The organism is Inquilinus limosus DSM 16000 (genome assembly GCF_000423185.1).
GTDB classification, from domain to species: Bacteria; Pseudomonadota; Alphaproteobacteria; order DSM-16000; family Inquilinaceae; genus Inquilinus; species Inquilinus limosus.
In genome coordinates this window covers 30,951-55,892 of the sequence record NZ_KE383987.1, presented here as the reverse complement: position 1 = coordinate 55,892, position 24,942 = coordinate 30,951, and the positions used below count along the sequence as shown (strand labels likewise).

Sequence of the window (24,942 nt, the reverse complement as noted above, 5' to 3'; positions counted from 1 at the left end):
CGAAACTCCTAGGCCGACCCCTCACAGACGAGTTGGCCCACCGTCACCGATTTGCCGACGACATAGCCCGCACTTTCAGTGTCGAACTTCGCGTAGTGCCGGGACGCCACATGCGCGTCGAAGGCGGCGCGGTTGTCGTAGATCTCATAGAGCAGGACAGTGTCGGGACCGTCCGCAGGCTCGATCACGTCGAAGCGGCGGCACCCGGTTTCCACGCGAATGGACATCCGGGCGTTCTCGTCCACCAGCAACCGGAAGTCGCCGCGCGACCCGCTCTTCAACCGGAACTCGACCAGGACGACGTAGCCTCCCATCACTGCCCCCCGACGATCTCGTTGTAGCGGCGGGCGACGTAGTCGAGATGATCGCGCATGGCCTGTTCGGCGCGATCGGGATCGCGGGCCGCCACGGCCTCGAAGATCTGCCGGTGCGCTTCGTAGGCGATTTCGAAGCCGCCGGCCGTCAGGGTGGTCTTGCGCTGCTCCAGCAGCCATTCCACCAGCGCCTCGTGGATGGCGATGAAGATCGGATTGCGCGGGGTCACCGCCAGGACGTAGTGGAAGCCGACATCGGTCTCCTGGAAGCGCTTGAGGTCGCCGACCGCCTCCCGGTTGGCGGCGAGCGCGGCCTCGAGATCCGACAGATCCTCCGGGGTGGCGTGCAGCGCCGCATAGCGGGCGAGGCCGGTCTCGAAGAAGCTGCGGGCGCTCTGGAAATGCTGCACGCCGCCGGGTGCGGCGAGCATGTGCCGGGTCGTGCCGGACAGGGCGTCGATGACGAATTGCGGCGTCGGCCGGGTCACCCGGGCGCGCTCGCCCGAACGCAGTTCCACCAGCCCCATCTTCCGCAGATGGAACAGCGCCTCGCGGATGGCCGGCCGGCCGACCCCGAACTGCCGCATCAGATCGCGCTCGGAAGGAAGGAGGTCCGACGGCGCGTAGGTGCCGTCCCGGATCATCCGCTCCAGGTGCTCTGCCACATCCTCGTAGAGCTTGCGGCGCCGGATCGCCACCGTGGCCATTTGGTATACCTTTTATACCAGCGTCACGTTACGCTATTCGGACCGAACCCCCCTCGTCAAAGGGAATCCATGCAGGGAGGCCGTCATGACCGCGACTTCGTCCGAACCTCTCACGCTGGGTCCCCTCGCGCTTCGGCTCGACCGCAACGGCGCCTTCGCCCGCGAGATCGTCCTCGACGGGGAGGAGCTGTTCCGGGGCATCGGCTTCGTCGTCCGCGATGCCAATTGGGGGACGCCCCACCTGCCCGCAAAGGCCAGGGTGACGCGTGACCCCGGCCGGGCGACCGCCACGGCTTCCGGCACCCTCGACCATCCGGCGGGCGACCTGAACTGGTCGGTCACCTGGACAGTGACAGACCGGATGATCGAGGGACGGGCCCGGGTGACGTCGACCTCCGGCTTCGAGACCAACCGGACCGGCTTCGTCGTGCTGCACAGCTTGGGGGCAGCGCGGGGCCGGCCGGTCGCGGTGACCCACCCGGACGGCCGCATCGAGGAGGCGCGGTTTCCCGAACTGGTCTCGCCGCATCAGCCGTTCTTCGACATCGCGGGCATGGACTATGAAACCAGCGCCGGCCATCGGCTGCGCCTGACCTTCGAGGGCGAGGTGTTCGAGACCGAGGACCAGCGCAACTGGACCGACGCGTCGTACAAGACCTACTGCCGGCCCCTGGCGCTCCCGTACCCGTATCGGATCGAACCGTCCGCGGTGGTGGAGCAGGTCGTGCGGCTGGAGATCCTGGCGCAGGCGGCGGCTCCAGCGGTTCACCTCCAATCGGGCGAGCCGACCGTCCAGAAGACGGCGCCTCTTCCCATTCTCGGAACGAGCCTTCCGCCGGGACCCATGACCCCTGCTCAGGCCGGTGCGCTCGAGGCGCTCGGCCTCGGTTTCACCGCGATCGAGATCGACCTGTCCGATCCGGCTTGGCTGGAAGAGACGCGTGCCAAGATATCGGCCGTTCCGAACCCGCTGCGCATCGACATCAGAGGCGCTGCCGCACTCGACATGATCGCGGCGGTGGAGGAGCTTTCCCTAGTTCTGACGCGCCGGCCGATGGTCGGCGTGTCGTTGTGGGAGGCCGACGACGCCGTCGTCGCGGCGGCTCGGGCCGTGCTGCCCGGTGTCGCCATCGGGGCGGGGACGGGGGCCTTTTTCACGGAGCTCAACCGCATGGCCCACTGGCCGGCGGCGGACTACCTGGCCTGGACCTCCAACCCCACCGTGCACGGCTCGGACGATGACACGATCGGGGAGACGACCGAGCCGCTCGGCGACATTCTGGCCTCTGCCAGGGCCAAGCTGCCTGTCCGGCGCTTCCAGATCGGGCCTATGACGCTCGGTCTGCGCTACAACCCGAACGCCACGTCTCCGGAGGGCCGCCGCAGCGCGGTGCCGCCGGACCCGCGGCAACGCCAGGTCATCGCGGCTGCCTGGCTGGCCGGCACCACGGCAGGCTTTCTGGATCAAGACGTTGAGGCGCTGACCTTCTTCGAGCCTGCCGGGCCCAAAGGGCTGATCGCAGACGACGGCATTTGGACACCTGCGGCGCATCTTCTGGCCCGCCTGGTGCGCTGTGCTGGTCGGACCGTTTCGGTTCTGCGCTGGGCCGGGCGCCCGCGCGTATACGGTCTGCTGATCCAGATGCCGGAGCACGACGCACTCTGCATCGCCCACGTCCGGAACGACGAGGTCACGCTGCCGCTGCCGCCGGGGGCGTGGCGCAGGGCAGAGATGCTGACGCAGGCGGGATTCGTGGACCACCCGTCCATGGATTTCCGTGTTGGTCCGTTTGGCGTCGCGTGGGCCATTCGGTCCAAACAGGAGAGCCTCTGAATTGGCAGTGGCATGGTCCGGTCGAACCAATGCCGACTGACTGGTCGCGTCGCTTCACGTCTTCCGGCTGGGCCAACCGATGCGTCGATGCGGCCCGGCCGCCATGCGAGGCTTCATCATAGCGACCGGGTCGCCGACGCCGTGAGGGTGTACGGCGCAGTTCAGTTTATCAGACATATTGTTGAGCGCAGTCGGAAGAAATTCCGTGCCGGCCGGAACGGAGTAACGTCTGAGCCAGAAGGGCGGCCTATAGCCCATGCCTCGTCGTTGAGGGCGTACTTCTACGCGGTCGACGTCAGCTTCGGAGGCGCTGCGCTGAGCTGGACAGGCCGCCGCTCCGGGGCCACGTCCGAGACGGCCGAGGCTGGTCCGGCACCCTTTGCATGACTTCGATCGCAAGGGAGCCGCGAGGGAAAGTCGTCACTCCCGGCGGTATGACCCAGCTCAGACTCCGGAGGCATCGAACCGTCTCAGCGGGGCGTCGGGGTTGAGCTCCAGCCCGAAGCCGGGGGCATCCGACACGTCCAGTCGGCCGTCCTGCGGCACCGGCTCGTTCCGGAACAGGCTGCCGAACACTGGGCGCACACTGCGCCCGTCCGGGCTGTTCGCCACATACTCGCAGAACGGCGCGTTCGGCTGCGACATCACATAGTGGTAGCTGTAGGGCCCGCTGCCATGCGGCACCACGGCGATGTCGTACGCGGCGGCGTGCGCGGTGATGCGCAGCAGCTCGGTCAGGCCGCCGGCCCACATCACGTCCGGCTGCAGGATATCGATGGTCCGCCCCTCGATCAGCCGGCGGAAGCCGTAGCGGGAATATTCGTGCTCGCCGGTGGTGAAGCGCGCGGCCGGCAAAGCGCGCTTCAGCAGGCCGTAGCCCTCGACGTCGTCGGGGTGCAGCACTTCCTCCCACCAATGGATGCCGAGATCGGCGCAGGCGGTGGCGAGCTCGATGGTGTAGGGCACGTCGAGCGCCATATAGCAGTCGACCATCAGCGGGAAGTCCGGCCCGATGGCGACGCGGTGCCCGGCCAGGAACTCCCGGTTCGCCCGCACCCCGTCGCGGCCGTCGGCAGGGCCGTGCGGCAGCGGCACCTTGCCGCCCCAGAAGCCCATGCGTTTGGCTTCCGCCGGCAGCGGGCCGGTGCAGTAGAAGGCGAGATCCGGCTTGGTCCGCCCGCCGATGAGTTTGTAGACCGGCTCCTGCCGAATCTTGCCGACCAGGTCCCACAGCGCCAGGTCGACCACGCTGATGGTGGCCAGCGGCAGCCCCTTGCGGCCGTAGAACATGCTGGCGCGGAACATCTGGTCCCACAGCAGGTTGAGGTCGCGCGGGTCGGCGCCGATCAGGAAGCGGCGGAAATGCCTTTCGATCAGCCAGCAGGCCGGCGGGCCGCCGAAGCCGGTGGCGAAGCCGATGCGGCCCCGGTCGTCCTCGATCTCGACCAGGATCGAGCCGAGCACGTCGATGCCCCAGCTGAGGCGCGACGCCTTGTAGGGTGCGTAGCCCGACATCGGGTTGGCGATCAGCGTGTCGACGATCCAGTGGCCGCCCTTCTGGCGGTGATAGTCGCCGCCGTCCCCGGTGCCTTCGATCAGATGGGTGCGGATGTCGACGATGCGCGGTGCGGTCATGACGGATGTCCGGAGGGTGGTGGGAACGGCTAGCGCATCAGCTGGCCGCCATTGACGTCGAGCGTGTGGCCGGTCACGTAGCCGGCCCAATCGCTGGCCAGGAAGGCGACGCAGCGCGCCACCTCCTCCGGCGTCGCGGCGCGGCCGAGCGGGATGGTCGCGAGGAAGCGGGCCAGCGCGTCCGGGGCCACGCCGTCGCGCAGCATCGGCGTGTCGGCGGCGCCCGGGGACACGACATTGACCGTGAGCCCGTCCGGCGCCCAGGCGCGGGCGAAGGACTTGGCCAGGGCGATCACCCCGGCCTTGGTCGCGGCGTAGACGGCGGAGCCGACATAGCCGCCGGTATGGGCGCCCTGGCTGGCGAAGAGAACGATCCGGCCGCGTCCCTGCGGCGCCATCGCGGCATGGGCGGCGCGGCAGAGATGGAAGGGGCCGGCGAGGTTAACCCGCATCTGCCGATCGATGGCGTCGTCGCCGACCTCGTCGATCGGCTGCCGGATCATCAGCGCCGCCGCGTTCACCAGGATATCCAGCCGGCCATAGGCCTGGATGGTGGTTTCGATGAGCTCCCGGCAGGAAGCGGGTTCGGCGAGATCGAACACCGCCGGCGCGATCCGGCCGTCAGCGCCCTGCCGCGCGGTCTCGTCCGCCCCGGCAGCGTCGCGGTCGGCGGCGGTGACGATACAGCCGAGCCGGGCCAGCAGCAGCGCCGTCGCCCGGCCGATGCCGCTCGCCGCCCCGGTGACGACGGCGATGCGGCCGGCCAGGCCCAGATCGTCGGTCATGTCCGGCCCCTCCGTCACAGCGGCAGCCGGTATTTCTCGATACAGGCGGGGCGCGGCTCGACGCCCAGGCCGGGCCCTTCAGGCGGCCGCACCAACCCGTCCTGGTGCCAGATCGGCGTCTCAACCAGCTCGTGCTGCATCGGGTTCTCCAGCGGCTTCAGCTCGAACAGCCGCGCCGCCGGGCTGGCGATCGACAGGTGCAGGCTGGCGGCGCTGGTCACCGCCGTGCTCCAGGCATGGGCGTTGACGGCGATGCGCGCCGCCTCGGCCAGCGCCGCCACCTTGCGGAAGCCGGTGATGCCCTCGGCCCGGGCGGGGTCGATGCCGAGCACGTCGACCAGGCCCGTGCGGATCAGCCGGGCATAGGCGGCGACGGTCCATTCCCGCTCCCCGGTCGCGATCCGGGTCGCGACGGCGGCGCGCAGCCGGGCCAGACCGTCGAGGTCGTCCGGATGCAGCGGCTCCTCCACCCAGTCGATGCCGAAGGCCTCGAAGCGGCGGATGGTGGCGATGGCGGTGGCGGCGTCCCAGCGCACGCCGTTGCCGATATCGACCATCAGCCGGGCGGCCGGGCCGGCGGCCTGGCGCACCGCGCGGACATAGTCGACATCGTGGTCCGGGTCCTGGCCGACCCGCGACAGGCCGCGCTTGCCGAAGCCCAGCTTGGCGCCGTGGAAGCCGCGGGCGATGTGGTCTGCCACCTCGGCTGCGCCCTCCTCGATCGTGGCACGGTTGACATGCATGCTGGCGATCGCCGGCAGCGCCTCGTGCGTCCGGCCGCCGAACAGACGCCACAGCGGCAGCCCGGCCGCCTTGCCGCAGGCGTCCCACACCGCCATGTCGATGCCGGCCAGCGCCATGGTGGCGAGGCCGCCTTCGCCATACCACCAGGTGTGTCGCTTCAGCGCCTGCCAAACCGTCTCGGGCTCGCGCACATCCATGCCGGCGACCACCTCGGCCAAGCCGCCCTGGATCAGCGCGGCGACGGCGCGGCAGGCCTCCGGCCACATGGCGATGCATTCGCCCCAGCCGGTCAGCCCGCCTTCGGCCTCCAGCCGCAGCAGCACGGTGTGCCGGATGTTGCCGTGGTCGTTCGGCTCCGGATAGCGCAGCACGATCGGGGTGATGCCCTGGATGCGCATGCTTTCTCCTCCCACCGGCCGGCCGCTTCGGCGGCTCGTCCTTTGCTTGGTCACGCACACCCTCTTGCCAGGGCGGCGGAACCGACACTACGATGCCTGAAAAGAATTGGCCTGTCCAATTGACCAATGGACCGGATGAAAGGGAGGAAAGGGATGATCCGCGCGCACCGCGTCCGCCCGGCGGGTTTCGTCGTCGCCGCCGCCATCATGCTCGCCGCGGGTGCCGCGGCCTGGGCCGAGGAGTTCCACGGCTTCGATCCGACTGCCTTCTCCGGCGCCATGCTCTCCGCCGACCAGCTCAAGGCCATGGTGGCGGACGCCAAGGCGGTGACGCCGCCGCGCGACGGCTCCGGCTACGTCATCGGCTTCGCCAACCTCCAGCGCGACATCGCCTTCGGGGTGAAGGTCGAGACCGGTATCAAGGCCAATGCCGATGCCGCGGGGGTCGAGCTCGCGGTCGCCGACAACCGGCTGGACGGGCCGACGGCCCTGGCCAATGCCGAGAGCTTCGTCCGCCGCAACGCCGACTTCGTCATCGAATTCCAGACCGACGTGAATTTCGGCCCGGCGGTGATGAACCAGTTCGACAATGCCGGGATCAAGGTGGCGGCGATCGACATCCCGATGCCGAACGCGATCTTCTTCGGCGCCAACAACCCGCGCTCCGGCTTCATGGGCGGCTCCTACCTGGCCCAGGCCGCGGTGGCGGAATACGGCGCCGACAAGGTGGCGCAGGGCTACCTCGTGGTCGGCGAGCTGCCGCAGTCCGGCGCCATCCCGGCGATGCGCACCGGCGGGCAGGTCGCGGGATTCCAGGCGGTGCTGCCGGACTTCCCGGCCGACCACATCCTCAAGATCGACACCAAGAACACGCTGCAGGAGAGCTTCCAGCAGATGAGCAACCTGATCGGCCGGATCCCGGCCGGGGTGCCGATCATGGTGACCGCGATCAATGACCAGGCGGCGACCGGCATGCTGCGCGCCGCCCAGCAGGCGGGGCGCGAGGCCGACACGATCGTCGTCGGCATGGGCGCGGACGAGACCGAGACCCTGGCGAAGGAGCCGCGCTTCGTCGCCTCGGTCGGCTATTTCCCGGAGCGCTACGGCAACTACCTGATCCCGATCGCCCTCGCCACTTTGGCCGGCAAGACCCTGCCGCCGGCGGTGCTGGTCAATCACGTCATGGTGACCAAGGCGAATATCTGCGAGTTCTACCCGGACACCGCCTGCGCCGAGGACGCCGAGGTCCTCGATTTCAAGTTCCCGCAGGAGGCCTTCGCCAAGCACCTCGCCGCCCTGCGCGGTCTGGAGGAGCTGAAGGGCTACGAGACCCTGATCCCGAAGGAGTGACGATGACCGCCCCCCGTCTCGAGATGCGCGGCATCCGCAAGGCCTTCGGCGGCGTCGACGTGCTGCGCGAGGTCGAGCTGACGGTTGAGGCGGGGGAGGTGCTGGCCCTCCTGGGCTCGAACGGCGCCGGCAAGTCGACCCTGGTGAAGATCCTGGCCGGCAGCTACGGCCGCGACGCCGGCACGGTGCGGCTGGACGGCGCCGAAGTCAGCTTCGACCAGCCGCGCCAGGCCGTGGCCGCCGGGGTGCGCCTGCTGCCGCAGGAGATCTCGGTGATCCCGGACATGACCGTGGCCGAGAACATCTGCATCGGCGACCTGCCGATGCGCGCCGGCCCCGGCTTCCGGGTGGTGGACACAGCCGCCATGCGCCGGCAGGCGGAGGAGCTGCTGCAGCAGCTGGGCTATCCCGGCATCGACCCCGTTGCCCGGGTCAAGGCGCTGAGCGTGCCGGAGCAGCGGATCGTCGAGATCGCCCGGGCTCTGGCCGGCAAGGCGCGTGTGCTGATCATGGACGAGCCGACGGCGTCGCTGACCGAGCAGGAGGCGGCGACGCTGTTCGCCATCATCCGCCGGCTGAAGGCGCAGGGCGTCGCGGTGATCTACATCTCGCACTACCTGTCCGAGGTGTTCGCGGTCTCCGACCGCATCGCCGTGCTGCGCGACGGCCGCAACGCCGGCAGCTTCCGCACCGCCGAGGCGACGCCGGCCGAGGTGCTGCGGGCCATGCTCGGCGGCGTGGTCGACGACCTGTATGGCGCCGGCCCCGCGGAGCCGCCGGGCGAGGCCGTGCTGGCGGTGGAGGGGCTGCGGATTCCGGGCGAGGTCGAGGATGTCGACCTGACCGTCCGGGCCGGCGAGATCGTCGGCATCTTCGGCCTCGTCGGGTCCGGGGTGGAGAGCCTGGGCCGGGCGCTGTACGGCGCGCTCGGGCCGGTGGCGGCGCGGCGGGTCGCGATCGGCGGCGCCCTCTACGCGCCGCGCAATCCTTCGGCCGGCAAGGCGGCCGGCATCGGCTTCATCGCTGCGGAGCGCAAGCGCGAGGGCATCGTCGCCGACCTGACGGTGCGCGAGAACATCGCCCTGCCGTTCCTGGAGCGCTTCCGGTCCGGCCCGTTCATGGACGTGGCGGCGGAGCGGCACCACGCCGAGGGCTGGATCGACCAGCTCGGCATCCGCACGCGCGGCAGCGAGCAGCGCCTGCGCACCCTGTCCGGCGGCAACCAGCAGAAGGTCTGCATCGCCCGCTGGCTGGTCGACGGCATGCGCCTGCTGATCCTGGAGGAGCCGACCCGCGGCGTCGATGTCGGCGCGCGGCGCGAGATCTATGCCGAGCTGCGGCGCCTGGCCGATGCCGGCCGGGCGATCCTGGTGCTGTCCTCCGACGTCGAGGAGGTGGCGGGTCTGTGCGACCGGGCCATCGTGCTCGACCGCGGCCGGGCGGTGGCGGAATTCCCGCGTGGCCGCGAGCCGGCGGAGCTGATGGCGGCGGCAAGCACGCCGGCAGAGAACGGGGAGCTGAGGGCATGACGACGATCGACACTCCCCGCCGCGCCCAGGGCCTGGCCCGCGGCGCGCTCGGCCGCACCTGGTCCGGCGTGGCGGTGCTGCTGCTGTTCTACGTGGCGCTGCTGGTCGCCTTCTCGCTGCTGTCGCCCTGGTTCCTGTCCTTCAACAACATGATGAGCATCGGCTCCAACGTCGCCTTCATCGGGCTGATGGCGGCGACCGGCACGCCGCTGATCATCGCCGGCGGGCTCGACCTCTCGGTCGCCGCCGTGGCGGGGCTGACCGGCGTGGTGCTGGCGCTCCTCCATGGTCTCGGGCTCGACATCTGGGTGGCGGCCGTGGCGGCGATCCTGTTCGGCGCCGCGATCGGCCTCATCAACGGCATCTTCACCACAGGGCTGCGCCTGAACCCGCTGATCGTCACCCTGGCGACCATGAGCATCATCACCGGCAGCGCCCTGGTGATGACCGGCGGCCTGACCCGGCCGCTGATGGTGCCCGGCTTCAACTGGATCGGCAGCGGCCGTCTCTTCGGCATCCCGGTGCCGCTGATCCTGATGCTGTTGTGCTACGGCGCGCTCTGGGTGGTGCTGGCCAAGACCCGCTTCGGCCGCTTCGTCTACGCCTCGGGCGGCAATCCGGAGGCCAGCCGCCTGGTCGGCGTGCCGGTGGCGCGCACCCAGATCACGCTCTACGTCCTGTCCGGCGTCAGCGGCGCCGTCGCCGGGCTGGTGCTGGCGGCGATGCTGGGGGCGGCGGCGCCGGACGCGGCGGGCAAGCACCTGCTGACCGTGATCGCCGCCATCATCCTCGGCGGCACCAGCCTGTTCGGCGGCCGCGGCAGCGTCTGGGGCACGCTGCTGGCCGTGCTGATCCTGGGCACGCTGAACAATGGGCTCACCCTCCTCAACGTCTCCAGCTTCTGGCAGGACGTGACCCGCGGCATCGTGCTGCTGCTGGCGGTCAGCCTCGACCAGATCCGCAGCCGCGCGGCGGGGGACTGAGGATGGAGGATTGCGCGTGGTGATGGGTCTCGACACCGTCGCCCCGATCGAGCGGCAGTCGGTCGCCGAGCAGGTGGCGAAGAAGCTGATGGAGCTGGTGCGCACCGGCAGCCTGAAGCCGGGCGACCAGCTGCCGCCGGAGCGCGAGCTGGCGCAGATCCTGCAGGTCAGCCGGCCAAGCGTGCGCGAGGCGCTGCGGGGCCTGCAGATCCTGGGCGTGGTCAAGATGCGGCAGGGCGGCGGCGTCTATGTCACGGCGCTGGAGGCGTCGGACCTGCTGGCGCCGCTGCAGTTCCTGCTGGAGCTGAACGCGCCGACGGTCGACGCGCTGCACGAGGCGCGCATTCTGGTCGAGGGCACCATCGCCGGCCTGGCGGCGGAGCGGATCGACACCGCCTCGCTGGCCCGGCTGCACGCGCTGCTGGCGGTGCAGCGCGGCCTGCTGCGCGATCCGGTCGGCTTCCGCGTCTCGGACATGGAGTTCCACCGCGTCATCTACGCCGCCTCGGGCAACCCGTTCCTGGAGCGGGTCGCCGGCTCCTTCTTCGTGCTGGGCATGGAGTATCGCCGCATCGCCTCCGAGACGCCGGGGGTGCTGGAGCGCAGCTTCGCCGACCACGAGGCGATCCTGGCGGCGCTCGATGCCCGCGACGCCGCGGCGGCGGGAGAGGCGATGCGGCGCCACATGACCAGCGTCTACGAGACCACGCTGGCGGCGATGGAGAAGGCGCGATGACACGAAAGGCTCGGATCGCGGTGGTCGGCGCCGGCTGGTGGGCGGCGCAGAACCACATCCCGGTGCTGCAGCGGAACCCCGATTGCGAGCTGGTCGGGGTGAACCGGCTGGGGGCGGCGGAGCTGGCGGCGCTGCAGCAGCGCTTCGGCATCCCCGATGCCTCGGAGGACTATCGCGAGCTGCTCGACCGGGTGAAGCCGGACGGGGTGGTGGTGGCCTCGCCGCATGTGCTGCATCACGAGCATGCCGCCGCTGCGCTCGACCGAGGCTGCCATGTGCTGGTCGAGAAGCCGCTGGCGACCCGCGCCGAGGACGCCCGCGACCTGGTCGCCCGGGCACGCCAGGCCGGCCGCGCCATCCTGGTGCCCTATGGCTGGAACTTCCTGCCCTGGATGCGCGAGGCGCGCCGGCTGGTCGGAGAGGGGGAGATCGGCCGGGTCGAGCATGTGGTGCTGCAGATGGGCTCGGCGCTGGAGGACCTGTTCGCCGGCCAGCCGATGGTCGAGACCAAAGACCACATGTTCCGGCCGCCGCCCTCGACCTGGGCCGACCCGAAGCGCGCCGGCGGCTATGGCTGGGGCCAGCTCGTCCACGCCCTCGGCCTCCTGTTCCGCATCGCCGATCTGGCGCCGCGCGAGGTCTTCGCCATGACCGGCGCCTCGCCGACCGGCGTCGACTATTACGACGCCGCCACCGTGCGGTTCGAAGGCGGCGCCACCGCCGCCCTGTCCGGCGCCTCCACCGTGCCGAAGCATCGCGGGCCGCATATCGACCTCAGGATCTACGGCTCCGAGGGCCTGCTGCTGCTCGACATCGAGCGCGAGCGGCTGGAGGTGCGGCGCCGCGACGGGCGCGACACGATCGTGCCGATGGCGCCGGGCGACGGCGCCTATGATTGCGAGCGGCCGGTCGATGTCTTCGTCGATCTCTGCCTCGGCCGCGCGGTCGAGAACGACGCGCCGGGCGAAGTCGGGATGCGCGCGGTCGAAGTGCTGGACGCCATGTACCGCTCCGCCGCCAGCGGCCAAGTCGAGAGGGTGTGACCCATGCAGCTTTCACTCACCTCCTGGTCCCTGCGCGCCTGCTCGCTGCAGGAGGCCGCCGGGATAGCCCGGGCGCTCGGCATCGGCGCGCTCGACCTCGGCTATTTCTACGGCCCCGCCCTCGACAAGGCGGCGCTGCTGGCCGATCCCGACGGCATGGCGGAGACGGTGCGGGCGCTCGGCGTCCACGTGCCCAGCCTCTACCACCTGTTCGGCGACAGCCTGTCCGACCGCAACCTGGCCGATCCGCGCCACCGTGACCGCAACGTCGCGGATTTCCGAAAGGCCGTGCAGTTCTGCGCCCGCGCGGGGATCGACACCGTCTTCATCCTGCCCGGCGTGTGCAATCCGGGGCAGGGGAGGGCGCAGGCGCTGGAGGAATCGGCCCGCTCGCTCAACGCGCTGGTGCCGATAGCGCGCGAGGCCGGCGTGACGCCGACGATCGAGCCGCATGTCCACTCCTTCCTCGAATCCCCGACGCTGGTCGAGGAGCTGCTGGGCCGGGTCGAGGGGCTGCGGCTGACCCTCGACTACGCCCATTTCGTCTGCCTCGGATATCGGCAGGAGGAGATCGATCCGCTGGCCCGCCACGCCGCACATGTCCATCTGCGCCAGGCCCGGCCGGGGGCGCTGCAGGCCAAGGGGCATGAGGGCACGATCAACATCGAGGCTCAGCTGGCCACCCTGCGCGACGCCGGGTTCCAGGGGCACCTCGCGCTCGAATATGTGCACCAGGACTACATGGCGACGCTCTATGACGACGTGCTGACGGAGACGATCCGTCTGCGTGACCAGGTGCGAGGCTGGCTGGCATGACCGGGCGCCGGCTGACGGTCGAGGAGATCCTGAGGAGCGGCTTCTCGACCCCCTGGGACGCGCCGATGGTGCCGCCCTTCCCGTTCAGCTTCCGCGACGTCGAGGTGCTGACACTGGCCTGGCGCACCGACGCCGACGCGGTCGAGCGGCTGCTGCCGCCGCCGCTGGAGCCGACCAGCGATGTGGTCCTGGCGCATATCTACAGGATGAACGACACTGACTGGCTCGGCCCCTATGGCGAGTCCAACATCATGGTCGGCTGCCGGCTGCCCGGGACGGGAGAGGCCGGGTCCTACTCGCCCTATCTGTTCCTGTCCTCCGACATCGGTGTCTCGCATGGCCGCGAGGTGCACGGCCAGCCGAAGAAGTTCGGCACGCCTGTGCTGGAAGCGCGCGGCGACGCCTGGGTCGGCACGGTCGCCCGCAACGGCATCGACGTGATCACCGGCACCCTGGCCTACAAGCAGCGGCGCGACCGGATCGAGAGCCTGGCCGCGCATTTCGATTTCGCCACCAACATCAACCTGAAGGCGATCGACCATATCGACGGCCGGCCGGCCATCCGCCAGCTCACCGCCCGCCGCCTGGCCGAGGTGGCGGTGCATGAATGCTGGACCGGACCCTGCACGGTCGAGCTCAGGCCCAACATCCAGGCGCCGGTCTACCGGCTGCCGGTCAGGGAGATGCTCGACGGCTTCTACTGGCGCGCCGACTTCACCCTGGCGCCGGGCCGCATCCTGCACGACTACCTCGCCGCTGACGACGGAGACCGCGATGACGCAGCACGCCTGGATCCTCGAAATCCGCCCCGGCTATGAGGAGGAGTACAAGCGCCGCCACGACGAGATCTGGCCGGAGATGGTGGCGGCGCTGAAGGCGGCCGGGATCCGCAACTACTCGATCTTCAAATACGGCCTGACCCTGTTCGGCCATTTCGAGACCGACGACCTCGACCGCACCGTCGCGGCGCTGCGCGACGACCCGGTCAACAGGCGCTGGGGGGAGTACATGGCGCCGATCATGAAGGTCGAGATCGACAGCCGCACCGGCTTCCCCTTCCTGCTCCCGCTGCAGTGGCACATGGATTGAGATTTGCCCGGGCCGCGGAGGCTCCAATGCCAGCAAGAGAGAATAAGGCCGGCTGAGCGTAAGTGGCGGCGGCCAGCGGGCGCACTACGGGCGGGCGTTCATCAGCTCCGCCGCGAACTGCTTCACCAGCCGGGATTTCTGGGCGTCGGGCCGAAACAGCAGAAAGCTCCTGAAATGGACCGCCGGCTCGAACGGCCGGAACACCAGCCCGCGGTTGGTGAAGCCGTCCGCCGCGGCCGGGTTGGTGATCCCGATCCCGACCCCTTCGAGCGCCAGGGCGCAGATGGTGGCGGAGCCGGGGGTCTCGACCACGATCCGCGGCTTCGCCCCCGCCTTCGTCAGGACGGCTTCGAGGCGCTGGCGGGCCCGATCCTCCGGAGCCAGGGCGACGAACCGCTCCCCGTCCAGGTCCATCGGCTCGATCGCCGGGCGGTCGCAGAGGCGATGGCCCCGCGGCATGACGCATTGCGCCCGGATGGTGGCGAAGGGGCGGTGCTCCATGCCCGACAGGTCGGCCTCGTCGGCGACCAGGCCGAGATCGAAGACACCGTTGGCGACCATGTCGCGGACGGCGGCGGTGGAGTGGATCTGCAGGGTCAGCGCGATGCCCGGATGCCGATCCTGGAACCGCCGGATCGCGCGCGGCACCAGCGTCGATCCCAGCGCCGCCAGGCTGGCGATGCGGATGCTGCCCGACCCGAAATCGCGGATGCGGGCGGCCTCGGCACGCAGCCGGTCCAGCCCGACGAAGCTGCGGTCCACCTCCTGCATCAGCAGCTTGGCCTCGGTGGTCGGCACCAGGCGGCCCCGCACGCGCTCGAACAGCAGGAAGCCGATCGACCGCTCCAGCTCCGCGATCGACCGGCTGACCGCGGGCTGGGTCACGTCCAGCCGCTCCGCCGCGCGCGACGCCGATCCCGCCAGCATGACGGCGCGGAAGGTCTCCAACTGCCGATGGTTCATCCGGGCAGACTATAAGGTTTGCTCATAGAGCGTTCACCGCAGGTCAGTGGTTTTTATCACAGTCGTCCATACCATTCGCCCGATCAACCGAGGCGAAGGCCCATGCACGACCTGTCCCGCTGCGTCCACCATCCCGCCGTTTCGCATGAGGGCTTCGCCAGCCTCGCGGTGCCGACCTACCGCGCCTCGACGATCGTGTACGAGGACGCGGAATCCTTCGCCCGGCGCAAGCATCGCGGGCCCGACGGCTACACCTACGGCCTGCACGGCACGCCGACCACCCGCACCCTGGAAGCGCAACTGACCGCGCTCCATGGCGGGGGCCGCACCATCCTCGCCCCCTCCGGCCAGGCGGCCATCGCGGTCGTGATGCTGACGCTCCTGACGCCGGGCGACCATGTCCTGATCCCCGACACCGTCTACGGCCCGGTCCGCGGCTTCTGCGCCAGCTATTTGGCTCCGCGCGGCATCCGTTTCGACGCCTATGACCCGATGATCGGCGCGGGCATCGCCGGGCTGATCGACGAGCGGACGAAGCTCGTCTGGGTGGAATCCCCCGGATCCGGCACGATGGAGGTGCAGGATCTGCCGGCCATCGTCGCGGCCGCGAAGGCGAAGGGCGCCCTGGTCGGCTGCGACAACACCTGGGCGTCGCCGCTGCTGTTCAAGCCGCTGTCCTTCGGCGCCGATTTCGCGATGGAGGCGCTGACGAAATATGTCGGCGGGCATTCGGACCTGCTGCTCGGGTCCGTCACCGTTGCGGATCTGGCGCTGCATCGCCGGCTCAAGGACACGCTGCGGATGCTCGGCATCGGCGTCTCGCCGGACGAGGCCGCCCTGGCGCTGCGCGGCCTCGAGACGATGGGCGTGAGGCTCGCCCATGTCGGGCGCGTCGCCCTGGACTTCGCGCAGCGCCTGTCGCGGTCGCCGCTCGTCGACAGGGTGCTGCACCCGGCACTGCCGGCCTGTCCCGGGCACGCGCTGTGGAAGCGCGATTTCAGGGGCGCCAGCGGCGTCTTCAGCGTCGTGCTGAAGCCCGAGACGGAACCGCGGCTCACGGCGGCGCTGGCGGATCTCGGGGTGTTTGCGATCGGCGCCTCCTGGGGCGGGACGCGCAGCCTGATCGCGCCGATGTCCGTGACGGCCGAGCGCACGGCGGTGCCTTGGACCGCTCCGGGTCCGATCCTGCGGATCAGCATCGGCCTCGAAGGTATCGACGATCTCTGGGCCGATCTGGATCAGATCCTGAAGCGGCTCGAGCCGGAGGCCGTGCCGAACGTGGCCTGAGCCAGCTTGTCTTCACGTGACCGGCCCGGCTGTGTCGGAGTTCGACCATGCGCAAGCTTCACACCCTCTGGTATGACGGCCGGGTCCGGGCCTGGACACTGCAATTCGCCCTCCTGGCCGGGATCGCCGGGTGCCTCGCCTGGTTCGCCCTGAATGCCGGCGCCAACCTGGCGAGCCGCGGCATCACGATGGGCTTCGGCTTCCTCGGGCAGTCCGCGCGCTTTCCGATCGCGGAGCACGTCGTCGACTATTCGCCGGCCGACAGCTACGGCTGGGCCTATGTCGTCGGCCTGGTCAACACCGTCCAGATTGCGGTCCTGGTGACCTTGCTGGCGACGGTGCTCGGCACACTGATCGGCCTTGCGCGCCGCTCGCGCCACCCGTCCCTCAGCGGCATCGCGACGGTCTTCGTCGAGGTCCATCGCAACACGCCGCTGGTGGTGCAACTGCTGTTCTGGTACGCGCTCGTGACCACCGGGCTGCCGGCCGTGCGGCAGGCGCTCCAGCCGCTGCCCGGTGTCTTCCTGTCGGTGCGGGGCCTCGCTCTTCCCCGGCTCGGGCTCGGCGATATCGGTTCCTGGTTTTGGGCGGCGGTGCTGATGGCGGCGCTGGGCATCGCGCTCGGTCCGCGGTTGGGGCAGGCGATCGGTCGGGGCGGGCTCGCCCTCCGGCGCTCGGCATGGCTCCTGGCGGGCGGGCTTCTGGTCGCCGTCGTGTGTGGCCTCGGCGGCGGCCGGCTTTCCCTCGACCTGCCGCGGCTGCGCGGCTTCAACTTCACCGGCGGCCTGTCGCTGACCCCCGAATTCGTCTCCCTCCTCGTCGGCCTGACGCTCTATTCGGCCAGCTTCATCGGCGAGATCGTGCGCGGCGGCATCGACGCGGTCGGCCGGGGGCAATGGGAGGCCGGCCGTTCGCTCGGCCTGTCCGAGAGGCGGATCCTGGCCCTGATCGTCTTTCCCCAGGCGCTCAGGATCATCGTGCCGCCGATGGGCAGCCAGTATCTGACGATCATCAAGAACATCACGCTGGCCCTGGCGGTCGGCTATCCCGACTTCGCCTCGGTCGCGGCGACGACGATCAACCAGACCGGCCAGGCCATCGAAGGGGTCCTGATCCTGATGACGGTCTACCTGACCATCAGCCTGTCGATCTCGGCCCTGATCAACTGGTTCAACCGCCGCGTCACGCTGGTGTCCTGATGACCATGACGGCGCACTCCCTTCCTCGAGACGCTGTCGAAGCCGAGGCGGTCGAACCTCCGAAGCCGGCCCGCCGCTCCATGCGGCAGCTCCTGTTCGGGGATCTCCTCAGCGCCGCGGTGACGGTCGGGACGCTGGGCCTGCTGTCGGTCGTGGTGCCGCGGCTGGTCGACTGGGCGATCCTGCAGGGCGTGTGGTCCGGCGGCGACGGGTCGGCCTGCACCGGAGAAGGGGCCTGCTGGGCCTTCCTGCGGGAGAAGTACCGTTTCATCCTGTTTGGAATCTATCCGCCGGATCAGCAGTGGCGGCCGATGCTGGTCGTCGGCATCGTCCTCGCCCTTGCTCTCGGAAGCCTGCCGCCGGGCGCCTGGGGGCGTCGCCTGATCGCGTGCTGGATCGCCGGGCTCGCCGCATGCCTCGTGCTGATGGCGGGCGGCGTGTTCGGCCTGGCACCGGTGCCGACCTCCGCCTGGGGCGGGTTGCCGGTCACGCTGCTGCTGGCGACGATGTCGATCGCCTTCGGCTTTCCGCTCGCCGTCGCGCTAGCGGTCGGCCGCCGCAGCAGGCTGCCGATCGCGAAGGCCGTCTGCGTCGCGGCGATCGAGATCGTGCGCGGCCTGCCGCTGGTGAGCCTGCTCTTCGTCGCCTCGATCCTGGTTCCCCTGTTCCTGCCGGAGGGGCTCGCGCCGGACAAGCTGGCCCGCGCGCTGATCGCGCTCACGATCTTCTCCGCCGCCTATCTGGCCGAAGTCGTGCGCGGCGGCCTCCAGGCGATACCGAACGGCCAGTACGAGGCGGCCCGCGCCCTCGGGCTCGGCTGGTTCCGGACGATGCGCGAGGTGGTGATCCCGCAGGCCCTGCGCAAAGTCATCCCGCCGCTGACCAACACGCTGATCGTGATGGTCAAGAACACCAGCCTGGTGCTGGTGGTGGGGCTGTTCGATCTGCTCAGCGCCGGGCGCGCCGCCATGACCGATCCGCTCTGGCCCGCGCCCTATGCCGAGACCTACCTGTTCATCGCGGCGATCTACTTCGTCATCTGCTTCGGCATCTCGCGGTATTCGCGCTGGCTGGAGCACCGCATGGCCGGCTCGACGGTCCGGATCTGATCCCGTCAATCCAAACAAGAACGCACAGGAGGTTTCATGTCGACCTTTCGCAGCGCCGCATTTTTCATCGCCGTCGCCACAGCAGTTGCCGGCTCTCCGGCCTTCGCGCAGCAGACGGTGGATGCCATCAGGCAGCGAGGCCACGTCCTCTGCGGTGCCAGCCAGGGCACGGTCGGCTTCGGCGCGCCGGACGACAAGGGCGTCTGGCGCGGCCTCGATGTCGAGATCTGCCGGGCCATGGCGGTGGCCGTGCTCGGCGACAAGGACAAGGCGCGCTTCGTGCCCCTGTCCGGCCAGCAGCGGCTGACGGCGCTGCAGACGGGCGAGGTCGACGTCCTGCCACGCACCACCACCTGGACGCTCTTGCGCGACGCCAACGGCGTCAACTTCACCTTCCCCGACTACTACGAATATCCCGGCTTCATGGTGCCGAAGGAGCTCGGCGTCACGGATCCGTCGGGCCTGTCGGGGGCGACGGTCTGCGTGCAGACCGGCTCGACCACCGAGGTCACGGTCGCCGACGTCTCCCGCACCAAGGGTCTCGACCTCAAGCCGGTGATGTTCGACAGCGTCTCGGCAACGCGCCAGGCTTTCTTCTCCGGCCGCTGCGACGCGCTGATCACCGATGCCTCGGCGCTGGCTTCGGTGCGGGCGACCCAGGCGCAGAACCCGGACGACTACGTCATCTTCCCGGCCAGCGAGAAGATGGAGGCGTTGACCCCCGCCGTCCGCCACGGCGACGACCAGTGGTTCGACATCGTCAAATGGTCGTTCCAGGCCCTGATCATGGCCGAATATCTCGGCATCACCCAGGCCAATGTCGACCAGATGCTGACCTCCGACAATCCGGACATCCGCCGCTTCCTCGGCGTCGACCCCGGCAACGGCAAGGCGCTCGGCCTCGACGAGCGCTGGGCCTACAACATCGTCAAGCAGCTCGGAAATTACGGCGAGATCTTCGACCGCAATGTCGGCATGGGCAGCCCGCTCAAGCTCGATCGCGGTCCGAACCGCCTGTTCCGGGACGGCGGGCTGATGGTGCCGCTCCTGTTCAACTGAACCCGGCCCACAGGAGGGGCGGATCACGCGGCCGTGTCGCTGAACGGCGTCATTCCGGGATCGGGATCAGCCCGGTCGTCGAGCGGGTCAGCATCCGGACACGGTCATCGTCCAGGACGAGCGTCTCCTCGACCATCATTCCGCCCCATCCCAGAGTGTAGAGCGGGGCCTCGAGGCACAAGACCATGCCCCTTTCGAGGACCGCGTCGCTGCGGGGGCTGAGCACCGGATGCTCGAAGCATTCGAGCCCCAGCCCGTGTCCGACGTGATGCCGTTCGAACTCCGGCAGGCCGCGTTGCCGGACCTCGGCGACCACCCTGTCGAACAGGTCTCCGGCGGTCATTCCGGCCTTGACCTGCTCGACCGCGCAGCGCGTCCCGGCGTCGATCGCCGCGAAGGTCCGGCGCACCCGCGCGTCGGGCGTGCCGACGAAGGCCGTGCGCGCCATGTCCGCCCAGTATCCGTCGACCGTGCAGCCGATATCGAGCCGGACCAGATCCCCGGGCCGGAGGTGACGGTGGGACGGATAGGCGTCCGCGAGGGCGCTTCGCTCCCCCGAGGTCACGACGACGAAGCCGGGAACCCCGCCCCCGCTGACGATGCCGTGGGTGATGGCGGCGGCGAGCTCCCATTCGGTCATCCCGGCCTTCGCTGCCGCGAGGGCGCGCATGAGGCTCCGCTCCGCCACCTCCGTGGCACGGGCGAGGAGCTCGACCTCCTCCGGCAGCTTGACCGACCGGGCGCGCAGCAGCAGGCCGCGCGCGGATTCGAACCGGAGGCCGGGACAAGCGGCCGCCACCGCCGCGGCGACGCTTCCGCCGGGTGCCTCGTCGAGGCCGACGACCCCGATCCGGCCCAGCGAGGCCAGGCCGTCGGCCAGGGCCGCGGCGAAGCTCCCGAAGGGCTTCGGCAGGCGGGGGGCGCCCGGCTCGCTGTCGAACCGGAAACGGCCATAGGTCCGGATGTCGCCGGCGTCGGGCATGACCTCGAGGGCGGGGCCGAAATCCACCGCGGGCGCGACGAGAAGGCACCGCTCCCGCGTCGCCACCGCGGCCATCGCGTGATGGCGGTCGGTGTCGTGGGCCATGCTCCTGTAGCCGGACAGGTAGGTGACCGATTCCGGCGTCAGGCCGATCACGGCATCCAGATCCGCCGCCGCGGACTCGAACAGGCGGCGCCGAATCTTCGCCGCCCGCTCATGGGCATCAGGCCGGAACACGGTCGCCGCCCATGGGTCTGGGGTCGAGGGGGTTGAACTCGCCGACGAACTCGTTGCGGGCGCCGGCGAAGGTCAGGCGCAGCCAGGTGACCGGCTCGCTTTCGCTCCAGGTGCGGCGCTCCGCGATCAGAAGCGGGTCCCCCTTCCGGATCCGCAGCAGCCTGGCCTCCTTCGCGCCCGCCGCCCGGGCCTTGATGATCTGGGAAAGGCGGGTGCAGGGCAGGCGGGCCAGCAGCCAGCTGCTCGGCGGATTGTCCTCGAAATCCTCCTCCGCCGCCTCGGGCACGAGTGCGAGCCGGATCAGGCGCTCCTCGATCACCTCGGCCAGCCCGTCGCCGCAATGGAGGGCTTCGAGGGCGAGCAGCGGCTCGCCGCCGCGGGCTTCCGGCCACTCCCCGTTGGCGGTGCCGTCGGGCAGGATGCGTTTCGACGTGACGCGGTAGGAATAGCGGCGCCCGGCGCCCTCGATGTCCTTCCGGATGTCGAGAATGCCGATGACGGCGTGCCCCTCCGTCGACTCCCGGACGATCGACCCGCTCCTGCGGCGGCGGACGATCAGCCCTGCATTCGCGAGGTTCGTCAGCGCCTTGTTCATCGTCGCCCGCGAGCACTCGGCGAGCCGCATCAGCTCGAGCTCCGACGGGATCTTGAAGCCGGGGCCCCACGCCCCGCTTTGGATGTTCGCCCGGATCGCGCGCTCGATCTGGTGGTAGACGGGACCCTCGCCGTCCAGCTCAAACCGCACCGCTTCGGATCCAGGCTTCGTCTTCGCCATCCGATGTTCCCCATGGGCGCGAGCGGCCGGCCGCCGCGCCGCAGCATTGAAACAGAGCCGATCCGGCGCCTCGCTGTCCAGGCCGGATCGCTTTAGTTTTGTCTAGACAAATAAACAGACGGCTGCAACTCTGCCGCGACGTTCGGGAAAGCGGGGGGACCACAGCGATGCCGGTCGAGCCGGAGACCACAGCCTCGTCGGCCAGATGCCAGAGATCGCTCGGCCCGGGCCGTCCCGAATATCCCCTGCTGCCGGCCCAGCTGTCCGGATGCCCGAGGACGTCCACCGCGGACATGCAGTATCCGCTGGAGCTCGATTTCGACTACGGGACCGCGCCGGACCGGCTTGGTGACGGGGCGAAGCCGAGCTTCCTGCGATGGCAGGCGCTGCTGCCGCCCCTGTCGAGGCAGGCCTGTCTCGGCGCCGGCGACACCCCGCTGATCGAGATCGGCGCGGCGGTCCAGGCTCCGGTGCGCGAACGCGGCGTGTTCCTGAAGGACGAGAGCCGGAATCCGACCTGGAGCCACAAGGACCGCCTCAACGTCTGCACCGTCAGCGCCGCCCTGCAGGAAGGGGCGTCGACCGTGATCGTGGCGTCCTCGGGCAACCATGGCGTGTCCGCCGCGGCCCACGCCGCCCGGGCCGGCCTTCGCTGCGTCGTCGTCACGATGCCGGAGGTGAGCCCGGCCTTCCGGGAGATGATCCTGGCCTACGGCGCCCACCCGGTCTTCCTCCCGGCGGAGGCGCGGTGGCCGGCGATGCGCGCCATGATGCAGCTCAAATCGGTCTATCCGGTCAGCAATCTCACCCCGGTCCACACCGGCCACCCCTGGGGACCGGAAGGCTACAAGACGATCGCCTACGAGATCGCCGCGGATCTCGGCCGCGCCCCGGCGGCCGTGGTCGTCCCGACCGGCTATGGCGAGATGCTGTTCGGGATCTTCAAAGGATTCCGCGAACTGAGAGACCTCGGGCTCGTGGCCCATCTGCCGCAGATCGTCTCGGTCGAGCCGGCGGCCAGGGGGCCGCTGCACAGGGCGCTCGCGACCGGCGTGCCGGCCGTCTCGGTCGAGCCCCGCCCCACGCTGCAGAGCGGAACCGCCTGCACGGTCAACAGCTACCGTGCCGTCGTCGCCGTCCGGGAGAGCGGCGGACTCTCTCTCCTGGTCGATGATGAAGAGGCCGGGCAGGCGCAGCGCGCGCTCGCGCGCCAGGGCCTGTGGCAGGAGCTGTCCCCCAGCGCCTCGGTCGCGGCACTCGGCAAGATCGACCGGCTGGAACACGACGGGCCCATGGTGGTGATCGGGTGCTCGACGGGATTGAAGGAGCCCGCCGCCCATCGGGAGGTGCGGGTGGCCGAGCCGAACCTCGCCTCGATCCGGGCTTATCTGAAATCCGAATACGGCTTCGATCTCTGACCAGGCCGGCACTACCGCTTCAGGCGGGGGTCGAGCGCGTCGCGCAGCCCGTCGCCGAGCAGGTTGAAGGCCAGAACGGTGGTCAGGATCGCGAGGCCAGGCAGCGTGACCACCCAGGGCGCGCGCTGGATGAAGCCGCGGCTGTCGGCCAGCATCGTGCCCCATTCCGGCGTCGGCGGCTGCGCGCCGAGGCCCAGGAAGCCGAGGGCGGCGGTGTCGAGGATGGCGGCGGAGATGCCGAGCGTCGATTGCACGATCAGCGGCGCCAGGCAGTTCGGCAGGACGGTGTCGACCATCAGCCGCAGCGTCCCGGCGCCCGCGACCCTCGACGCGATGACATAGTCCTTGGTGATCTCGGTCAGCACCGCCGCCCGGGTCAGACGGGCGTAGTGGGGCACGTTGCTGATGGCAACGGCGATCATGGCGTTCACCAGGCCGGGACCCAGGATCACGACCACGACGATCGCCAGCAGCAGCCCCGGCAGGGCGAGGGTCAGGTCCATCAGGCGCATCACCGTGCTGTCGACCCAGCCGCCGCGGAAGCCGGCGACCAGACCCAGCACCACCCCGGCGCCGAACGAGAGCGTGACGACGATGAGGCCGACCAGGAGCGACAGGCGGGCACCATGGATCAGGCGGGACAGCGTGCACCGGCCGACCGGGTCGGTGCCCAGCGGATAGGTCCAATTGCCGCCGTCGACCCAGGCCGGCGGCAGCAGCAGGCTAAGCTTGTCGATCGCGTTCGGATCGTTGGGGGCGAGAATGGGGGCGAACACGGCGACGAGCACCAGCGCGGCGATGAAGCCGAGGCTCAGCATCGCCGCACGGTTGGCGGCGAGCGTCAGCCACAGCTCGCGCGACGGAGACGGAGGGCGGGCCTCCGTCTCGCCCGGGCTCGCGGCCTCCGCGCCGATCTTCATGCTCCCGCTCATCGGGCGGCGTGGCGGACGCGGGGGTTGAGGACGCCGTAGAGGAGATCCACGGTGAGGTTCACCAGGATGACCATCGTGGCGATCAGGAGCACGCCGCCCTGGACCGCCGGATAGTCCCGCTTGAAGATCGAATCGACCAGCCAGCGGCCGATTCCCGGCCAGGAGAAGATCGTCTCGGTCAGGATCGCCCCGCCCAGCAGCGTCCCGATCTGCAGGCCGACGACCGTGACCACGGGGATCAGCGCGTTGCGCAGCCCGTGCACCCCAACCACCCGCGCCTCCCGCAGGCCCTTGGCCCGCGCGGTCCGGATGTAGTCCTCGCCCAGCGTCTCCAGCATCGAGGACCGGGTCATCCGGGCGATCACCGCCATCGGCACGGTGCCGAGCGCGAAGGCCGGCAGGACCAGATGCGCGACGGCCGAGCGGAAGGCGCCGTCCTGGTCGGACAGCAGGGAATCGACCAGCATCAGCCCGGTTCCGCCCTCGAAATAGTATTCGACGCCGATCCGCCCCGACACCGGCGTCCATTGCAGCCCGACCGAGAAGGCCAGGACCAGCAGCAGCCCCCACCAGAAGATCGGCATCGAGTAGCCGGTGAGGGAGACGGTCATGATGGCGTGGTCCAGGGTGGTGCCGCGCCGCCGCGCGGCGGTGATGCCGAGCGGCATGCCGATGCCGACGGCGAAGACCATCGCGGCGGCGGACAGCTCGACCGTGGCCGGCAGCAGCGTCAGGAACTCGGTCAGGACCGGCTGCTTGGTCGCGATCGACAGCCCGAAATCCCCCCGGACGATGCGGCCCAGATAGTCGAGCAGTTGGACCGGGAGCGGCCGGTCGAGGCCGAGGCCGCGCATGATCTCGGCATGCCGTGCCGGATCGAGCACCCGCTCGCCCAGCATCATCTGCACCGGGTCGCCCGGAATCAGGTGCAGCAGGGCGAAGGTCAGCACGACGATGCCGAGGAAGGCCGGCACGAGGAACAGCAGGCGGGCGAGGGCGAAGCGGATCATGGCGACGG

The 24,942-nt window shown here is 70.0% G+C and carries 24 protein-coding genes; 14 read left to right on the top strand and 10 right to left on the bottom strand.

The window, feature by feature from the left end; translation table 11 throughout:
• Positions 1-8: 8 nt before the first annotated feature.
• Complete coding sequence (locus G537_RS41375) at positions 9-314, bottom strand: putative quinol monooxygenase (RefSeq protein ID WP_051249450.1); 306 nt, start codon at positions 312-314, stop codon at positions 9-11.
• On the bottom strand, positions 314-1,021 hold the full coding sequence (nanR, locus tag G537_RS0133360) for a transcriptional regulator NanR (protein ID WP_026873729.1): 708 nt from the start codon (positions 1,019-1,021) through the stop codon (positions 314-316). Before nanR ends, G537_RS41375 begins: the two co-directional genes overlap by 1 nt.
• A gap of 85 nt (positions 1,022-1,106) precedes the next feature.
• Between nanR and G537_RS0133355 the strand changes: the two genes are divergently transcribed.
• Positions 1,107-2,855, top strand: a complete 1,749-nt coding sequence (locus G537_RS0133355; protein ID WP_026873728.1) for a D-apionate lactonase family protein — start codon at positions 1,107-1,109, stop codon at positions 2,853-2,855.
• A 444-nt stretch (positions 2,856-3,299) separates the two neighbouring features.
• On the opposite strand, the gene rhmD is transcribed toward G537_RS0133355, so the two are convergent.
• The 3 genes from rhmD to G537_RS0133340 are packed head-to-tail and all read right to left on the bottom strand — an operon-like array spanning position 3,300 to position 6,417.
• The gene (rhmD, locus tag G537_RS0133350; RefSeq protein WP_026873727.1) at positions 3,300-4,490 is read right to left on the bottom strand and encodes an L-rhamnonate dehydratase; all 1,191 of its coding nucleotides are present in this window, start codon (positions 4,488-4,490) and stop codon (positions 3,300-3,302) included.
• Between the two features lie 29 nt (positions 4,491-4,519).
• Entirely contained in the window at positions 4,520-5,275 is a 756-nt protein-coding gene (locus tag G537_RS0133345) for an SDR family NAD(P)-dependent oxidoreductase (protein ID WP_034853895.1), read from the bottom strand.
• 14 nt (positions 5,276-5,289) lie between these two features.
• Positions 5,290-6,417 (bottom strand): mandelate racemase/muconate lactonizing enzyme family protein, encoded by a 1,128-nt coding sequence (locus G537_RS0133340; RefSeq protein ID WP_211230605.1) that lies wholly within the window; start codon positions 6,415-6,417, stop codon positions 5,290-5,292.
• A gap of 153 nt (positions 6,418-6,570) precedes the next feature.
• Here G537_RS0133340 and G537_RS0133335 point away from each other — a divergent pair, with 153 nt between their 5' ends.
• Genes G537_RS0133335 through G537_RS0133300 form a run of 8 tightly spaced genes read left to right on the top strand, consistent with a single transcriptional unit; the run spans position 6,571 to position 13,963 of the window.
• Positions 6,571-7,767, top strand: a complete 1,197-nt coding sequence (locus tag G537_RS0133335; protein ID WP_051249449.1) for a sugar ABC transporter substrate-binding protein — start codon at positions 6,571-6,573, stop codon at positions 7,765-7,767.
• Positions 7,768-7,769: 2 nt separating this feature from the next.
• Positions 7,770-9,296, top strand: coding sequence for a sugar ABC transporter ATP-binding protein (locus G537_RS0133330; RefSeq protein WP_026873723.1), 1,527 nt, complete (start codon positions 7,770-7,772; stop codon positions 9,294-9,296).
• Positions 9,293-10,279, top strand: coding sequence for an ABC transporter permease (locus G537_RS0133325; RefSeq protein ID WP_026873722.1), 987 nt, complete (start codon positions 9,293-9,295; stop codon positions 10,277-10,279). The genes G537_RS0133330 and G537_RS0133325 overlap by 4 nt, the downstream gene beginning before the upstream one ends.
• A 22-nt stretch (positions 10,280-10,301) precedes the next feature.
• Positions 10,302-11,015 carry a FadR/GntR family transcriptional regulator gene (locus tag G537_RS0133320; RefSeq protein ID WP_026873721.1) on the top strand — a complete coding sequence of 238 codons (714 nt, stop codon included), beginning with the start codon at positions 10,302-10,304 and terminating at the stop codon, positions 11,013-11,015.
• Complete coding sequence (locus G537_RS0133315; protein WP_026873720.1) at positions 11,012-12,058, top strand: Gfo/Idh/MocA family protein; 1,047 nt, start codon at positions 11,012-11,014, stop codon at positions 12,056-12,058. Before G537_RS0133320 ends, G537_RS0133315 begins: the two co-directional genes overlap by 4 nt.
• Positions 12,059-12,061: 3 nt before the next feature.
• Positions 12,062-12,874: a sugar phosphate isomerase/epimerase family protein gene (locus tag G537_RS0133310; protein ID WP_026873719.1), complete on the top strand. Its 813-nt coding sequence runs from the start codon at positions 12,062-12,064 to the stop codon at positions 12,872-12,874.
• Positions 12,871-13,692, top strand: coding sequence for an acetoacetate decarboxylase family protein (locus tag G537_RS41370; protein WP_081689222.1), 822 nt, complete (start codon positions 12,871-12,873; stop codon positions 13,690-13,692). Before G537_RS0133310 ends, G537_RS41370 begins: the two co-directional genes overlap by 4 nt.
• Positions 13,649-13,963: an L-rhamnose mutarotase gene (locus G537_RS0133300; RefSeq protein WP_026873718.1), complete on the top strand. Its 315-nt coding sequence runs from the start codon at positions 13,649-13,651 to the stop codon at positions 13,961-13,963. The genes G537_RS41370 and G537_RS0133300 overlap by 44 nt, the downstream gene beginning before the upstream one ends.
• 84 nt (positions 13,964-14,047) lie before the next feature.
• Here the strand turns inward: G537_RS0133300 and G537_RS0133295 are convergent, their stop codons facing one another.
• Positions 14,048-14,911 (bottom strand): LysR substrate-binding domain-containing protein, encoded by an 864-nt coding sequence (locus G537_RS0133295; protein ID WP_211230604.1) that lies wholly within the window; start codon positions 14,909-14,911, stop codon positions 14,048-14,050.
• Positions 14,912-15,028: 117 nt separating this feature from the next.
• Between G537_RS0133295 and metC the strand changes: the two genes are divergently transcribed.
• The 4 genes from metC (at position 15,029) to G537_RS0133275 (ending at position 19,580) form a co-directional block, all read left to right on the top strand.
• A complete protein-coding gene (gene metC / locus G537_RS0133290) occupies positions 15,029-16,213 on the top strand; it encodes a cystathionine beta-lyase (protein WP_026873716.1) in 1,185 nt (394 codons plus the stop codon).
• A 47-nt stretch (positions 16,214-16,260) separates the two neighbouring features.
• Complete coding sequence (locus G537_RS0133285) at positions 16,261-17,412, top strand: amino acid ABC transporter permease (RefSeq protein WP_026873715.1); 1,152 nt, start codon at positions 16,261-16,263, stop codon at positions 17,410-17,412.
• An 80-nt stretch (positions 17,413-17,492) separates the two neighbouring features.
• Positions 17,493-18,521 carry an amino acid ABC transporter permease gene (locus tag G537_RS0133280; protein ID WP_026873714.1) on the top strand — a complete coding sequence of 343 codons (1,029 nt, stop codon included), beginning with the start codon at positions 17,493-17,495 and terminating at the stop codon, positions 18,519-18,521.
• Between the two features lie 36 nt (positions 18,522-18,557).
• Positions 18,558-19,580, top strand: a complete 1,023-nt coding sequence (locus G537_RS0133275) for an amino acid ABC transporter substrate-binding protein (protein ID WP_026873713.1) — start codon at positions 18,558-18,560, stop codon at positions 19,578-19,580.
• A gap of 49 nt (positions 19,581-19,629) precedes the next feature.
• Here the strand turns inward: G537_RS0133275 and G537_RS0133270 are convergent, their stop codons facing one another.
• On the bottom strand, positions 19,630-20,799 hold the full coding sequence (locus tag G537_RS0133270) for a M24 family metallopeptidase (RefSeq protein ID WP_026873712.1): 1,170 nt from the start codon (positions 20,797-20,799) through the stop codon (positions 19,630-19,632).
• A complete protein-coding gene (locus tag G537_RS41365) occupies positions 20,786-21,574 on the bottom strand; it encodes a histidine utilization transcriptional repressor HutC (protein WP_051249448.1) in 789 nt (262 codons plus the stop codon). Before G537_RS41365 ends, G537_RS0133270 begins: the two co-directional genes overlap by 14 nt.
• Positions 21,575-21,867: 293 nt before the next feature.
• Between G537_RS41365 and G537_RS0133260 the strand changes: the two genes are divergently transcribed.
• Entirely contained in the window at positions 21,868-22,992 is a 1,125-nt protein-coding gene (locus G537_RS0133260; RefSeq protein WP_211230603.1) for a threonine synthase, read from the top strand.
• 11 nt (positions 22,993-23,003) lie between these two features.
• Here the strand turns inward: G537_RS0133260 and G537_RS0133255 are convergent, their stop codons facing one another.
• Together G537_RS0133255 and G537_RS0133250 are read right to left on the bottom strand one after the other, a co-directional pair.
• The gene (locus G537_RS0133255; RefSeq protein WP_026873710.1) at positions 23,004-23,912 is read right to left on the bottom strand and encodes an ABC transporter permease subunit; all 909 of its coding nucleotides are present in this window, start codon (positions 23,910-23,912) and stop codon (positions 23,004-23,006) included.
• A gap of 8 nt (positions 23,913-23,920) precedes the next feature.
• The gene (locus G537_RS0133250; protein WP_026873709.1) at positions 23,921-24,934 is read right to left on the bottom strand and encodes an ABC transporter permease; all 1,014 of its coding nucleotides are present in this window, start codon (positions 24,932-24,934) and stop codon (positions 23,921-23,923) included.
• Between the last annotated feature and the right edge of the window lie 8 nt (positions 24,935-24,942).

Coding starts and splice junctions, on each gene's coding strand:
- G537_RS0133345 (WP_034853895.1), bottom strand. CDS start 5,275: ATGACCGACGATCTGGGCCTGGCCGGCCGCATCGCCGTCGTCACCGGG.
- G537_RS0133355 (WP_026873728.1), top strand. CDS start 1,107: ATGACCGCGACTTCGTCCGAACCTCTCACGCTGGGTCCCCTCGCGCTT.
- G537_RS41365 (WP_051249448.1), bottom strand. CDS start 21,574: ATGGCGAAGACGAAGCCTGGATCCGAAGCGGTGCGGTTTGAGCTGGAC.
- G537_RS0133310 (WP_026873719.1), top strand. CDS start 12,062: ATGCAGCTTTCACTCACCTCCTGGTCCCTGCGCGCCTGCTCGCTGCAG.
- G537_RS0133325 (WP_026873722.1), top strand. CDS start 9,293: ATGACGACGATCGACACTCCCCGCCGCGCCCAGGGCCTGGCCCGCGGC.
- G537_RS0133340 (WP_211230605.1), bottom strand. CDS start 6,417: ATGCGCATCCAGGGCATCACCCCGATCGTGCTGCGCTATCCGGAGCCG.
- G537_RS0133320 (WP_026873721.1), top strand. CDS start 10,302: ATGGGTCTCGACACCGTCGCCCCGATCGAGCGGCAGTCGGTCGCCGAG.
- G537_RS0133255 (WP_026873710.1), bottom strand. CDS start 23,912: ATGAAGATCGGCGCGGAGGCCGCGAGCCCGGGCGAGACGGAGGCCCGC.
- G537_RS0133285 (WP_026873715.1), top strand. CDS start 16,261: ATGCGCAAGCTTCACACCCTCTGGTATGACGGCCGGGTCCGGGCCTGG.
- G537_RS0133275 (WP_026873713.1), top strand. CDS start 18,558: ATGTCGACCTTTCGCAGCGCCGCATTTTTCATCGCCGTCGCCACAGCA.
- G537_RS0133250 (WP_026873709.1), bottom strand. CDS start 24,934: ATGATCCGCTTCGCCCTCGCCCGCCTGCTGTTCCTCGTGCCGGCCTTC.
- G537_RS0133300 (WP_026873718.1), top strand. CDS start 13,649: ATGACGCAGCACGCCTGGATCCTCGAAATCCGCCCCGGCTATGAGGAG.
- G537_RS41370 (WP_081689222.1), top strand. CDS start 12,871: ATGACCGGGCGCCGGCTGACGGTCGAGGAGATCCTGAGGAGCGGCTTC.
- G537_RS41375 (WP_051249450.1), bottom strand. CDS start 314: ATGGGAGGCTACGTCGTCCTGGTCGAGTTCCGGTTGAAGAGCGGGTCG.
- rhmD (WP_026873727.1), bottom strand. CDS start 4,490: ATGACCGCACCGCGCATCGTCGACATCCGCACCCATCTGATCGAAGGC.
- G537_RS0133330 (WP_026873723.1), top strand. CDS start 7,770: ATGACCGCCCCCCGTCTCGAGATGCGCGGCATCCGCAAGGCCTTCGGC.
- nanR (WP_026873729.1), bottom strand. CDS start 1,021: ATGGCCACGGTGGCGATCCGGCGCCGCAAGCTCTACGAGGATGTGGCA.
- G537_RS0133280 (WP_026873714.1), top strand. CDS start 17,493: ATGCGGCAGCTCCTGTTCGGGGATCTCCTCAGCGCCGCGGTGACGGTC.
- G537_RS0133335 (WP_051249449.1), top strand. CDS start 6,571: ATGATCCGCGCGCACCGCGTCCGCCCGGCGGGTTTCGTCGTCGCCGCC.
- G537_RS0133315 (WP_026873720.1), top strand. CDS start 11,012: ATGACACGAAAGGCTCGGATCGCGGTGGTCGGCGCCGGCTGGTGGGCG.
- G537_RS0133260 (WP_211230603.1), top strand. CDS start 21,868: ATGCAGTATCCGCTGGAGCTCGATTTCGACTACGGGACCGCGCCGGAC.
- metC (WP_026873716.1), top strand. CDS start 15,029: ATGCACGACCTGTCCCGCTGCGTCCACCATCCCGCCGTTTCGCATGAG.